Raw genomic sequence first — 11,881 nt, forward strand, 5'->3', positions numbered from 1 at the left:
GGCTGGGGCACGGTGGAGCAGATCACCGACCCCGAGTACTCCACGACCGCGTTCCTGAAGGGTCTCAAGCAGGTCGACGGCTGGAAGGACATGCCGCTGACCAAGGCCGCCCAGACCGTCCAGGTGTCGGCCTACCCCGACCACTACGCCCAGTGGGAACAGCAGGCCGCCGACCTCGTCGCCGAGCACTGGAACAAGTAAGACGAACAAACAGCGAAAGGCCGGCACCCCGAAACGAGGGGTGCCGGCCTTCACGCGTCCGCGACCAGCTCGACCTCGTACCCCTGCCCGTCGGCCAGATAGGCGGCGTAGCTGTCCGGGCCGCCCGCGTACGGGTGCCGGTCCGGGAACAGCAGCGTCCAGCCGTACTCGGAGGCGGCGGTGACCAGGCGCTCGACGGCGGCCGGCGGGCCGGCGTGGAAGGCCAGGTGGTTCAGGCCGGGCGCGCGCCTGTCGTGGGCGCGGCCGGTGAGCGCGGGTGACTCCTCCAGCACGATGTACGTCGCGCCGAGCCGCCAGGAGCGGCCGGCGGGCCAGTCCTGGTACGGCGTCCAGCCCAGCTCGCCGAGAAGCCAGCCCCAGGAACGACTGGCCGCCGCCAGGTCGGGTATCCACACCTCCACGTGATGGAGGCCGCCGATGGTCAGCGCTTCCCGCCCGGCACCCATAGCACGTCGCCGTCCGGATTCGCCGTTCTTGACAGGATAAAGAGCAAATCGGAGAGCCGGTTGAGATACTTTGCCGGGAGAGGGCTGGTCCGGTCGGGGTCGTGTGCGACCAGCGCCCAAGCCGCACGCTCGGCGCGCCGGGCGGTCGTCCGTGCCACGTGCAGCAGTGCCGCGCCAGCGGTGCCGCCGGGGAGGATGAAGGAGTCGAGCTTGCTCAGGCGCGCGTTGTACTCGTCGCACCAGCCCTCAAGGCGCTCGACGTACTCCTCGGTCACCCGCAGCGGCGGGTACTTCGGGTCCGGCTCCACCGGCGTCGCCAGGTCGGCGCCGACGTCGAACATGTCGTTCTGCACGGATTCCAGCACGGCCCGCAGCTCGTCCGAGAGCTGCCCCAGGGCGAGCGCGACGCCGATCGAGGCGTTGCACTCGTCCACGTCCGCGTACGCGGCGATGCGCGGATCGGTCTTCGGCACCTGCTCGTTGTTGCTCAGCCTGGTCATGCCGGCGTCGCCGGCCTTGGTGTAGATGCGCGTGAGGTGGACGGCCATGACGCACAGCCTACGGATACCGGACCTGACGATCCCGGCCCGCCCGAGCCCGAGCCCGGTGGGGCCGGGGGACGCGGGAGATCCGGCGCTCAACGACGTCGACGTCATCCGGGTACGCGGTGACGCCCGGCTCGCCGGCACCGTGCACGTGGTGGGTGCGAAGAACTCCGCGTTGAAGCTGATGGCCGCCGCGCTGCTCGCACCCGGCCGCAGCGTGATCACCAACGTGCCCCGGATCACCGACATCGCGATCATGGGCGAGGTGCTGCGGCGGCTCGGCTGCGGCGTGCGCTTCGGCCCGGACGACCCGGTCGACCCGATGGTGGCCCGCGGCGGTGTGGCGCGGTCCCGCTCGGTGATCATCGACGTGCCGGAGCGGCCGGGCACAGAGGCCGACTACGACCTGGTGCGGCGGCTGCGCGCGTCGATCTGCGTACTCGGCCCGCTGCTGGCCCGCCGGGGGTACGTCCGGGTGGCCCACCCCGGCGGCGACGCCATCGGCTCGCGTGGCCTGGACATGCACATCGCCGGGCTGGCCCGGATGGGCGCGGAGATCTCCGGTGAGCACGGCTTCGTCATCGCCGAGGCGCCGGACGGGCTGCACGGCGCCGACATCGTGCTGGACTTCCCGAGCGTGGGCGCGACCGAGAACCTGGTCATGGCGGCGGTGCTGGCCCGGGGCGCAACGACGATCGACAACGCGGCCCGGGAGCCGGAGATCGTCGACATCTGCACGATGCTGACCACCATGGGCGCCCGGATCGAAGGGGCCGGCACGTCCACGCTGCACATCGTCGGCGTACCCGAGCTGCGCCCGGTCCGGCACGCCACGGTGGGGGACCGGATCGTGGCCGGGACCTGGGCGTTCGCCGCCGCGATGACCCGCGGCGACGTGACGGTGACCGGGCTGGACCCGGCGTACCTGGAGGTCGCGCTGGACAAGCTGGTCGCGGCCGGCGGCCTGGTCGAGACGCGGGGCGACGCCTTCCGGGTACGGATGGACGACCGCCCTCGGGCGGTCGACGTGGTCACGCTGCCCTACCCGGGCTTCGCCACCGATCTGCTGCCGATGGCGATCGGGCTGGCGGCGGTCAGCGACGGCGGCTCGCTCATCACCGAGAACATCTTCGACGGCCGGTTCATGTTCGCCAACGAGATGATGCGGCTGGGCGCGGAGATCCGTACCGACGGTCACCACGCCCTGGTGTGCGGCCGGGAACGGCTGTCCGGCGCTCCGGTACGCGCGACAGACATCCGGGCCGGCGCCGGCCTGATCATCGCCGGGCTCTGCGCCGACGGCCTTACCGAGGTCTCGCACGTGCACCACGTCGACCGGGGCTACCCGGACTTCGTGGCGGACCTGCGGGCGCTCGGCGTGGAGGTGGAACGCGGCACCGCGCCGGAGGAGCCGGACCTGGCCATCTGACGGCCGGGGCTTATCCGTCGTTAAGTAGGGTTCTGGCAGACGTTGCAGAACACGGCGAGGGAGAAGCAGATGGCGGGTCGACTCGCGGTCGTCGGTGCCGGGCTGATGGGCTCGGGCATCGCCCAGGTGGCGGCGCAGGCGGGCTGGCAGGTGACGCTGCGCGACATCGACGACGCGGCCACGAAGCGCGGCGTGGACGGTATCCGGAAGTCGCTGACGAAGTTCGCCGAGAAGGGCAAGATCGAGGCGTCAGACGTCGAGGCGACGCTGGGCCGGATCACGCCGACCACCGATCTGGAGGCCGCCGCCGACGCGGACATCGTGGTCGAGGCGGTCTTCGAGAAGATCGAGATCAAGCACGAGGTGTTCCGCGCGCTGGACAAGATCTGCAAGGCGGACGCGGTGCTCGCCACGAACACCTCCGCCATCCCGGTGACCCAGATCGCCACCGCTACCGAGCGCCCGGAGTCGGTCGTCGGCACGCACTTCTTCTCGCCGGTGCCGATGATGAAGCTCTGCGAGCTGGTACGCGGCTACAAGACCAGCGACGCGACGATGGACACGGTGAAGTCGTTCGCCGAGGGGATCGGCAAGACCGTGGTGGTGGTCAACCGGGACATCGCCGGTTTCGTCACCACCCGGCTGATCTGCGCGCTGGCGATGGAGGCGGTCAAGCTCGTCGAGTCCGGCGTGATCTCCGCCGAGGACCTGGACACCGCCTGCAAGCTGGGCTTCGGCCACGCCATGGGCCCGCTCGCCACTGTCGACCTGACCGGCGTGGACGTGCTGCTCAACGCCACCCGCAACATCTACACCGACACCGCAGACGAGAAGTTCTTCCCGCCGGAGCTGCTGCAGCGCATGGCCACCGCCGGCGACCTGGGCCGCAAGACCGGCCAGGGCTTCTACTCGTACTGACCGGCAGGTCCCGCCCCCGGCCCGCGCGGCCGGGGGCGGTTCACGTCCGGGGCCGGTTCACGGCCGGGGCGGGCTGAGTGCGGCGCCGATCAGCGCGAACGCGTCCGGGATGACCGTGCCCCAGTAGCCGAAGTTGTGCCGCCCGTCGGCCCAGGCGGCGCGGACCGGCTCCTCGGGCAGCACCCCGGCCAGCGCGCGTACGTCCTTGAGGAAGTTGTCCTGCCGCCCGCACCAGAGCCCGACGGGGGTGCCGCGCAGCTTTTCCGCTCCGGTGAAGACCGCGTCGCCGGGGCTCACCGCGGGGGAGAAGGCCGCCGCCATCCGCAGCCACTCCGGGTACGTCTCGGCCAGCAGCAGCGCGCCGAAGCCCCCCATCGACCAGCCCCACACGGCCAGCCGGCTGCTGTCGAACCCGCGCCGGGCGCACCAGGTGGGCACCTCCTCGCGCACCATCCGCTGCGGGTCGTCGTCGCCCGAGGCGCGCCAGGACAGCCGCCCTCCGGCGGCGCCCGCGAGCGCGAACGGCGGGGCGCCCCGGCGTACCGCGTCGGTGAGGAAGCGGGCCAGCCCGAACCGGCCGTAGTCGCGCGGGGTGGCCGACGCGCCGTGCAGCACCAGGCAGACGGGCAGGCCGCGGCCGTCGCCGTACCCGTCCGGCACGGCCGTCCAGAAGTCCACCTCGCGGCCGCGTGCGCCGGACGCGATGCGGATCAGCCGTTCGTCGCCGGCCGGGGCGTCCGGCAGAGCCGGTGCCGGTCCCGGGCGGGGGCCGGAGAGTTGCCGGGCGGCCAGGCCGCCGACCACCGCGGCGCCGGCCACGCCGGCGGCGGTGCCGAGCAGGGTACGCCGGGACAGCGTGGGTGCCATGCCGGCGAGTGTGCCACCGCCAGGCGTGCGTTAAGAAGGGGCCCTTTCTCTACCGGAGGCGTTAAGAGGGGGCCCTTCCTTACACCTCAGCCGTCGCGCTTGGTGGTCCAGCGGAACGTGGTCAGGCAGAGCACCAGGCCGATGACGCACCACGCACCGAGGACCAGCGCGACGGTGCCCAGCTCGAACGACCCGCCCGGCTCCCGGGCGCCGAAGCTGTCCGGCAGGAAGACCGAGCGCAGCCCCTGGCACATCCACTTGAGCGGGAAGATCGCCGCCACCTGCTGCATCCAGGTGGGCAGGCTGGTGAAGACGAAGAACACGCCGGAGATGAACTGGAGGACCAGCGCGACCGGGGTGACCACCGCCGAGCCGCTGCGGGCGGTGCGGGCCAGCGACGAGATGGCGATGCCGCAGAGCGTGCAGGCGGTGATGCCGAGGACGGAGACCCAGGCGAACGTCAGCCACTTGGTGGTGGTCTGCGGCAGGTCCAGGTCGAACATCGCCACCGAGACGGCGAGCAGCAGCACGGTCTCGGCGATGCCGATGACCACCACCATGATCACCTTGCCGGCGAACCAGACCCACTTCGGCATCGGCGTGCCCCGGTAGCGCTTGAGCACGCCCCGGTCCCGCTCGATCGGGATCCAGATGCCGAGGTTCTGGAAGCTCACCGTCATCAGGCCGGTCGCGATCATGCCGGTGATGAAGTACTGCGTGTAGCTGACCCCCGGCGCGATCTCGTCACTGAAGATCGCCGCGAAGATCAGGATCATGATGATCGGGAAGCCCATCGTGAACACGACGGACTCCCGGCTGCGCAGGAACTGGGTGATCTCCAGCCGCCCCTGACGCAGCGCCAGCGCGCCCGCCCCGGACCGCCGGGCGGAGGGGGCGGCGACCGGGGCCGCCTGCTTCGTCGTGGTGCTCATGAGTGTCCGATCATCCGCAGGTAGACGTCTTCCAGGGTCGGCCGGGTCACGGTGAGGCCGGGTACCTCGCCGCCGAAGCGCGCGGCCAGGTCGGCCACCAGCGCCGTCGGCGTCGCGGTCTCCGCCGAGGCCGACGTCCCGTCGGGGGTACGCCAGGAGACGGTCGCCAGTGACTCCTGCCGGTTGCCCAGCGCGTTCGGCGGCGCGACTTCGATCACCCGCCCGGCGGCGATGACGCCGACGCGGTCGGCGAGCGCCTCGGCCTCGTCCAGGTAGTGGGTGGTGAGCACGATCGTGGTGCCGGCGGCGGACAGGTCGCGGATCAGGTCCCAGAACTCGCGCCGGGCCTCCGGGTCGAAGCCGGTGGTTGGCTCGTCGAGGAAGAGCAGCTCGGGGCGGCCGATGATGCCCAGCGCGACGTCGAGGCGGCGCTTCTGCCCGCCGGAGAGGGTGTGCGTACGCGCCTTGGCCTTGGCGCCCAGCCCGACCCGCTCGACCACCTTGTCCGGGTCGTCGGCGCTCGCGTAGAAGCCGGAGAAGTGCCGGACCACCTCGATGACGCTGAGCTCGTCGAACTCGCCGGTGCCCTGGAGCACGATGCCGACCCGGGAGCGCCAGCCGGCGTTGGGGTGGGCCGGGTCGGCGCCGAGCACGCGTACCTCGCCGGCGTCGCGCTGCCGGTAGCCCTCAAGGATCTCGACGGTTGTGGTCTTGCCGGCGCCGTTCGGGCCGAGCAGGGCGAACACCTCGCCCCGGTGGACGTCCAGGTCCACCCCGGCCACGGCGACGTTGTCGCCGTACGCCTTGCGCAGCCCTCGCACGGAAATCGCGAGCTCGTTCTCCATGCCGTCAAGTGTGCGTCGTGCGGTCGCCCGTTCGACTCCCGGGTCAGCTATATACGCGAGGTATACACTCGGTGTAGTCTCAGGTCATGACGGTTCCCCTGACCCTGCTCGGGCTGCTCGAACGCGAGCCGAGCCACGGCTACGACCTCAAGCGCGACTACGACGCCTTCTTCGGGCGCGGCAAGCCGCTGCCGTACGGGCAGGTCTACTCGACGCTGAGCCGGCTGGCCCGCGACGGCAAGGTGGTGGTCGGCGACGTCGCACCCGGCGCGGGGCCGGACCGCAAGCGCTACGTCATCACCGACCTGGGCGCCACCGAGGTGGAGCACTGGCTGACCGAGCCGGTCGAACCGGAACCGCACCTGCAGACCCTGCTGTTCACCAAGGTCGTGCTCGCGCTGATGCTCGACCGCCCGGCCGAGGAGTACCTGGACACCCAGCGCGCCGCCCACCTGCGCCGGATGCGCGAACTCACCGAGATCAAACGCAACGGCGAACTCGTCGACGTGATGCTCGCCGACCACGGCCTCTACCACCTGGAGGCGGACCTGCGGTGGATCGAGACGACAGGCGCCCGACTGGACGCCCTGAGAAAGAAGGTCCGACGATGAGCCCGATGATCGAGGCGCGGGACGTCACGTACGCGTTCGGCGAGACACCCGCCCTGCGCGGCGCGAGCCTCGCCGTGGCGGCCGGTGAGGTCGTCGCCGTGATGGGACCGAGCGGCTCCGGCAAGTCGACGTTGCTGCACTGCCTGGCCGGCATCCTGCGCCCCGACTCCGGCGAGGTCCGGTTCGACGGCGCCCGGATCGACACGCTCGGCGAGACCGACCGGAGCACGCTGCGCCGCGACAGCTTCGGCTTCGTCTTCCAGTTCGGCCAGCTCGTGCCGGAACTCACCGCGGCCGAGAACGTGGCGTTGCCGCTGCTGCTGCGCGGCGTCCGCCGCACCCCGGCGCTGCGCGCCGCGCGGGGCTGGTTCGAGCGGCTCGGCCTGGCCGGCCTGGAGCACCGCCGCTCGGGCGAGCTGTCCGGCGGGCAGGCCCAGCGGGTCGCGCTGGCTCGCGGCCTGGTCGCCGAGCCGCGTGTGCTGTTCGCCGACGAGCCCACCGGCGCGCTCGACTCGCTCACCGGCGAGGAGGTGATGACGCTGCTGATCGACGCCGCCCGCGAGCGCGGCACCACAGTCGTCCTGGTCACGCACGAGGCGCGCATCGCCGCGTACGCCGACCGGGAGGTCATGGTCCGCGACGGCCGGGTCAACGCGCCCGCCGGGGTCGTCTCGTGATCGGGCTGGCGCTCCGGCTCGCCGTCGCCGGTGGCAAGGAGGCGCTGCTCCGGCTGGTCGCCATCGCCGCCGCCGTCGCTGTCGGCTCCGGGCTGCTGCTCACCACGCTCGCCGGTGTGCACGCCGCCGACGCCCAGCTCACCCGGTACGCGTCGATGTACCCGCAGGAGACGGCCGACGGGTCCGCCGACCCGCTGCTGTGGTCCACCCGGACCGACTACTTCCGGGGCGATCAGATCATCCGCGTCGACGTCGCCGCGACCGGCCCCGACGCGCCGACGCCGGTCGGCGTTCCCCGCGTACCGGGGCCGGGCGAGTTCTACGCCTCCCCGGCGCTGCGGAAGCTGCTGGCGACCGCCCCCGCCGACCAGCTCGCCGACCGCTACCCGGGCCGCGACCTCGGCGAGGTCGGGCCGGCGGCGCTCACCTCGCCGGACACGCTGCTCGTCCTGGTCGGCGGCACCCCGGAGCAGGTGGGGAAGCTGGACCAGGTCCGGAAGGTCACCCGGCTCGACGGCAACAGCGCTCCGCTGCCGGGGGCGGCGGTCGACCTCATCCTCGGCGTGGTCGCGGGCGGCCTGCTGTTCCCCGTACTCGTCTTCATCGGTACGGCGACGCGGCTCGGCGCGGCTCGCCGGGAGCAACGGTTCGCGGCCATGCGGCTGGTCGGGGCCACGCCCCGGCAGATCTCGGCGGTCGCGGCAGTCGAGGCCGCGCTCGCGGCGGCGGCCGGCGCGGCGGTGGGTTTCGCGTTGTTCTTCGCGTTCCGTGGGCAGCTCGCCGGCATCCCGTTCACCGGCATGCCGTTCTTCCCGGACGACATGGTCCTCGGCGCGCCGGAAGCCCTGGTGGTGGCCCTCGGCGTGCCGGCGGGCGCGGCGGCTGCGGCCTGGCTCGCGCTGCGCCGGGTCCGGATCTCCCCGCTCGGCGTCACCCGCCGGGTCACGCCCCGGCCGCCCCGGGCGTACCGGCTGATCCCGCTCGCGCTCGGCCTGGCCGGGCTCGGCTTCGCCCTGGTGTACCGGCCCCCCACCTCGGACGGTCAGACCGCGCTGTTCCTGCCCGCGCTGCTGCTGATCATGGTCGGCCTGGTCGCGGGCGGCCCGTGGCTGACCATGGTCGGCGCCCGGGCGATGGCCGCTCGCGCCAGCCGGCCCGCCGCGCTCATCGCCGCGCGCCGGCTCGCCGACAACCCGGCCGCCGGGTTCCGCGCGGTGGGCGGGGTGATGCTCGCGCTGTTCGTCACGACGGTGGCGGTCGGCGTGATGGGGACGATCACGTACGAGCGCGGTCCCGCGCCCCGGGGTTCCCTGGAGGCCGGCCGGCTGTCGATGGTGCTGACGGACGACGCCCCGGCGCCCGGCACGCTGCTGGCCGACCTCGCGGCGATCCCCGGGGTCCGCAACCCGGTGCTCGTCCGGGAGAACCCGGTCCGGGAGAACGGCCGCGACCCCGGCGTGATCGCCTGCGCGGACATCCCGCCCGCGTACGGACGGTGCGCCGCCGGGGCGAGCGTCGCCGAGGTGCCGCCGGACCTGATCCCCTGGCGGGAGTCCGCCTCGGCCGACCGGATCTGGCCGGCGTCCCCGGTGGACCCGGTCGCGCTGCCCGGGCTGCCCGCCGCTTCGGTGGCGGTCGAGGCGGCGGACCCGGCCGCTGTCGAGCGGGCCCGGACGGTCCTCGAAGCCACCTTCCCCACCTTCTACGTGGCGCCGAACGTGCCCGGCGACTTCGAGGCCGACTTCGCCGACACGATGCGGGGCTGGCAGCGGCTGGCCGACATCGTCGTGGTGGCCGGTCTCGTGCTCGCCGGGTGCAGCCTGACCGTGGCCGTGGCGGCCGGCCTCAACGAACGGAAACGGCCGTTCAGTTTGCTCCGGCTCAGCGGCGCACCGGTACGGCTGCTGCGCCGGGTGGTGGCCCTGGAGAGCATGGTGCCGCTGCTGACAGTCGCCGTGGTGGCGGTCGGGATGGGGCTGGTCGCCGCGCACCTCTTCCTGCGCGCGCAGATGGACTACGACCTGCGCGTGCCGGGAGCCGGCTTCGCGGCGGTGGTGGCTCTCGGCGTACTGGGCTGCCTCGCGGTCGTCGCCGCCACCCTGCCGCTGCTGGAGCGGATCACCGGTCCGGAGACCGCCCGCAGCGAATGAGCCGTACGGTGGGCCGGTCGCAGACCGGCCCACCGGCACGGGCGTCGGGTTGTGTGGTTTTCCACACTCTCTTTTACTGAACGGTAACTTAAACTCCGGCCATGGACGACGCGATGCCGGGACGGCTGCCCGAGCGGGACCGCCCGTGGGTGATGCGCACGTACGCCGGGCACTCCTCCGCCGCGGCCACCAACGCGCTCTTCCGCCGCAACCTGGCGAAGGGGCAGACCGGCCTGTCGGTCGCCTTCGACCTGCCCACCCAGACCGGGTACGACCCGGACCACGAGCTGGCCTCCGGTGAGGTGGGCCGGGTCGGCGTGCCGGTGGCGCACCTGGGCGACATGCGGGCCCTGTTCGAGGGCATCCCGCTCGCCGAGATGAACACCTCGATGACCATCAACGCCCCGGCGATGTGGCTGCTCGGCCTCTACGGCACCGTCGCCGCCGAGCAGGGCGCGGAGCTGAGCCGCTGCGCCGGCACCACGCAGAACGACATCATCAAGGAGTACCTGTCCCGGGGGACGTACATCTTCCCGCCGGCCGCCTCGCTGCGGCTGACCGCCGACGTGATCGCGTACACGCTGCGCGAGATGCCCCGGTGGAACCCGGTGAACATCTGCTCGTACCACCTCCAGGAGGCCGGCGCCACGCCGGTGCAGGAGGTCGGCTTCGCGCTGGCCACTGCCGTCGCCGTGCTGGACACCGTGCGCGACTCCGGCCAGGTGCCGCCCGAGCGGATGGGTGACGTGGTCCAGCGGATCTCGTTCTTCGTCAACGCCGGGGTGCGCTTCGTCGAGGAGATCGCCAAGATGCGCGCGTTCGGCGCGCTCTGGGACGAGATCACCCGCGACCGGTACGGCGTGGAGAACCCGAAGCAGCGCCGGTTCCGCTACGGCGTCCAGGTCAACTCGCTGGGCCTGACCGAGGCGCAGCCGGAGAACAACATCCAGCGCATCGTGCTGGAGATGCTCGGCGTCACGCTGTCCCGCGACGCCCGCGCCCGCGCCGTGCAGCTACCCGCCTGGAACGAGGCGCTCGGCCTGCCCCGGCCGTGGGACCAGCAGTGGTCGCTGCGCATGCAGCAGGTGCTGGCGTACGAGTCGGACCTGCTGGAGTACCCGGACCTGTTCGCCGGCTCGCACGTGATGACCGCGCTGGTCGACGACATCGTCTCCGGCGCCCGGGTCGAGCTGGAGAAGGTGCTGGAGATGGGCGGCGTGGTCACCGCCGTCGAGACCGGCTACCTCAAGAGCGCGCTGGTGGCCTCGCTCGCCGACCGGCGGCGGCGGATGGAGTCCGGCTCGGACGTGGTGGTCGGCGTCAACCGGTTCACCGAGACCGAGCCGTCCCCGCTCACCGCTGCCGGCGCCGAGGCGATCGAGCAGGTGGACCCGGCCGTCGAGGAGGCGGCCACCGCGGGCGTACGCGAATGGCGGGCCGGCCGGGACGCGGCGGCGGTGGAGGAGGCGCTGGCGAAGCTGCGCGCGGACGCCGCCACCACGGCGAACCTGATGCCGGCGACGCTCGACTGCGTGCGGGCCGGCGTCACCACCGGCGAGTGGGCGGGCGCGCTGCGCCAGGTGTACGGCGAGTACCGCGCGCCGACCGGGCTGGCCGGGGCGGTCGGCACGGCCGGTGACGCGACCCTCGCCGGGGTGCGGGAGCGGGTCGCCGCTACCGCCCGGGAACTGGGCAGCGGCCGGCTGCGGCTGCTCGTCGGCAAGCCGGGGCTGGACGGGCACTCCAACGGCGCGGAGCAGATCGCGGTACGCGCCCGCGACGCCGGCTTCGAGGTGGTCTACCAGGGCATCCGGCTGACCGCCGGGCAGATCGTGGCGGCCGCCGTGGAGGAGGACGTCGACCTGGTCGGCCTCTCCGTGCTCTCCGGCTCGCACCTGGCCGCCGTGCCGGCGGTGCTGGACGGGCTGCGTGCCGCCGGGCGGGGCGACCTGCCGGTGGTGGTGGGCGGGATCATCCCGGCCGCCGACGCCGAGACGCTGCGGGCGGCCGGCGTGGCCCGGGTGTTCACGCCGAAGGACTTCGCGCTCACCGGCATCATCGACGAACTGGTGACAGTGATCCGCGAGGCCAACGCACTGGGGTGAAAGGAAGGGCCCCTTGTTAACGCCTCCGGTAGAGAAGGGGCCCCTTCTTGACACCCCCGCTGACGCGGCGCCCGCGTGCGGGCGCCGCGTCAGCGGGGGGGGGTGAGCGGGGCTCGTTGGTGTAGCTGTCGGGC

Annotated in this window: 11 protein-coding genes and 1 pseudogene; 7 read left to right on the plus strand and 5 right to left on the minus strand. The window is 72.8% G+C overall.

Annotation, left to right across the window (positions count from 1 at the left end):
- A pseudogene (locus AB0C17_RS28810) lies at positions 1–201 on the plus strand (hypothetical protein); the annotation flags it as partial.
- 50 nt (positions 202–251) lie between these two features.
- On the opposite strand, the gene AB0C17_RS28815 reads toward AB0C17_RS28810, so the two are convergent.
- Both AB0C17_RS28815 and AB0C17_RS28820 read right to left on the minus strand, forming a co-directional pair.
- Positions 252–668: a VOC family protein gene (locus tag AB0C17_RS28815; protein WP_357389282.1), complete on the minus strand. Its 417-nt coding sequence runs from the start codon at positions 666–668 to the stop codon at positions 252–254.
- Complete coding sequence (locus AB0C17_RS28820; protein WP_013475364.1) at positions 644–1,216, minus strand: cob(I)yrinic acid a,c-diamide adenosyltransferase; 573 nt, start codon at positions 1,214–1,216, stop codon at positions 644–646. The genes AB0C17_RS28815 and AB0C17_RS28820 overlap by 25 nt, the downstream gene beginning before the upstream one ends.
- On the opposite strand from AB0C17_RS28820, the gene murA reads away from it, so the two are divergent.
- Together murA and AB0C17_RS28830 are read left to right on the plus strand one after the other, a co-directional pair.
- Positions 1,215–2,642, plus strand: coding sequence for a UDP-N-acetylglucosamine 1-carboxyvinyltransferase (gene murA / locus AB0C17_RS28825; protein WP_357389286.1), 1,428 nt, complete (start codon positions 1,215–1,217; stop codon positions 2,640–2,642). The two genes, AB0C17_RS28820 and murA, sit on opposite strands and share 2 nt — an antisense overlap.
- Positions 2,643–2,711: 69 nt before the next feature.
- Positions 2,712–3,560, plus strand: a complete 849-nt coding sequence (locus AB0C17_RS28830) for a 3-hydroxyacyl-CoA dehydrogenase family protein (RefSeq protein ID WP_135241796.1) — start codon at positions 2,712–2,714, stop codon at positions 3,558–3,560.
- Positions 3,561–3,617: 57 nt separating this feature from the next.
- Here the strand turns inward: AB0C17_RS28830 and AB0C17_RS28835 are convergent, their stop codons facing one another.
- The 3 genes from AB0C17_RS28835 to AB0C17_RS28845 all read right to left on the minus strand — a co-directional run bounded on the left by AB0C17_RS28835 (position 3,618) and on the right by AB0C17_RS28845 (position 6,204).
- The gene (locus AB0C17_RS28835; protein WP_357389288.1) at positions 3,618–4,427 is read right to left on the minus strand and encodes an alpha/beta hydrolase-fold protein; all 810 of its coding nucleotides are present in this window, start codon (positions 4,425–4,427) and stop codon (positions 3,618–3,620) included.
- An 86-nt stretch (positions 4,428–4,513) separates the two neighbouring features.
- On the minus strand, positions 4,514–5,359 hold the full coding sequence (locus AB0C17_RS28840; RefSeq protein ID WP_357389290.1) for an ABC transporter permease: 846 nt from the start codon (positions 5,357–5,359) through the stop codon (positions 4,514–4,516).
- On the minus strand, positions 5,356–6,204 hold the full coding sequence (locus AB0C17_RS28845; RefSeq protein WP_357481377.1) for an ABC transporter ATP-binding protein: 849 nt from the start codon (positions 6,202–6,204) through the stop codon (positions 5,356–5,358). The genes AB0C17_RS28840 and AB0C17_RS28845 overlap by 4 nt, the downstream gene beginning before the upstream one ends.
- An 86-nt stretch (positions 6,205–6,290) precedes the next feature.
- Here AB0C17_RS28845 and AB0C17_RS28850 point away from each other — a divergent pair, with 86 nt between their 5' ends.
- From AB0C17_RS28850 to AB0C17_RS28865, 4 genes are all read left to right on the plus strand, one after another.
- Positions 6,291–6,815 (plus strand): PadR family transcriptional regulator, encoded by a 525-nt coding sequence (locus tag AB0C17_RS28850; protein WP_357473647.1) that lies wholly within the window; start codon positions 6,291–6,293, stop codon positions 6,813–6,815.
- Positions 6,812–7,492: an ABC transporter ATP-binding protein gene (locus AB0C17_RS28855; protein ID WP_357389296.1), complete on the plus strand. Its 681-nt coding sequence runs from the start codon at positions 6,812–6,814 to the stop codon at positions 7,490–7,492. Before AB0C17_RS28850 ends, AB0C17_RS28855 begins: the two co-directional genes overlap by 4 nt.
- Complete coding sequence (locus tag AB0C17_RS28860) at positions 7,489–9,642, plus strand: FtsX-like permease family protein (protein ID WP_357481380.1); 2,154 nt, start codon at positions 7,489–7,491, stop codon at positions 9,640–9,642. Before AB0C17_RS28855 ends, AB0C17_RS28860 begins: the two co-directional genes overlap by 4 nt.
- A 101-nt stretch (positions 9,643–9,743) precedes the next feature.
- Positions 9,744–11,747 carry a protein meaA gene (locus tag AB0C17_RS28865; RefSeq protein ID WP_357473641.1) on the plus strand — a complete coding sequence of 668 codons (2,004 nt, stop codon included), beginning with the start codon at positions 9,744–9,746 and terminating at the stop codon, positions 11,745–11,747.
- Positions 11,748–11,881: the final 134 nt, after the last annotated feature.

The organism is Micromonospora sp. NPDC048887 (genome assembly GCF_040649715.1).
GTDB lineage: Bacteria > Actinomycetota > Actinomycetes > Mycobacteriales > Micromonosporaceae > Micromonospora.

Excerpts from the sequence above, each read along its gene's own strand:
- AB0C17_RS28855 (WP_357389296.1), top strand. The coding sequence starts at position 6,812 with ATGAGCCCGATGATCGAGGCGCGGGACGTCACGTACGCGTTCGGCGAG.
- AB0C17_RS28835 (WP_357389288.1), bottom strand. The coding sequence starts at position 4,427 with ATGGCACCCACGCTGTCCCGGCGTACCCTGCTCGGCACCGCCGCCGGC.
- AB0C17_RS28865 (WP_357473641.1), top strand. The coding sequence starts at position 9,744 with ATGGACGACGCGATGCCGGGACGGCTGCCCGAGCGGGACCGCCCGTGG.
- AB0C17_RS28815 (WP_357389282.1), bottom strand. The coding sequence starts at position 668 with ATGGGTGCCGGGCGGGAAGCGCTGACCATCGGCGGCCTCCATCACGTG.
- murA (WP_357389286.1), top strand. The coding sequence starts at position 1,215 with ATGACGCACAGCCTACGGATACCGGACCTGACGATCCCGGCCCGCCCG.
- AB0C17_RS28830 (WP_135241796.1), top strand. The coding sequence starts at position 2,712 with ATGGCGGGTCGACTCGCGGTCGTCGGTGCCGGGCTGATGGGCTCGGGC.
- AB0C17_RS28820 (WP_013475364.1), bottom strand. The coding sequence starts at position 1,216 with ATGGCCGTCCACCTCACGCGCATCTACACCAAGGCCGGCGACGCCGGC.
- AB0C17_RS28845 (WP_357481377.1), bottom strand. The coding sequence starts at position 6,204 with ATGGAGAACGAGCTCGCGATTTCCGTGCGAGGGCTGCGCAAGGCGTAC.
- AB0C17_RS28850 (WP_357473647.1), top strand. The coding sequence starts at position 6,291 with ATGACGGTTCCCCTGACCCTGCTCGGGCTGCTCGAACGCGAGCCGAGC.
- AB0C17_RS28840 (WP_357389290.1), bottom strand. The coding sequence starts at position 5,359 with ATGAGCACCACGACGAAGCAGGCGGCCCCGGTCGCCGCCCCCTCCGCC.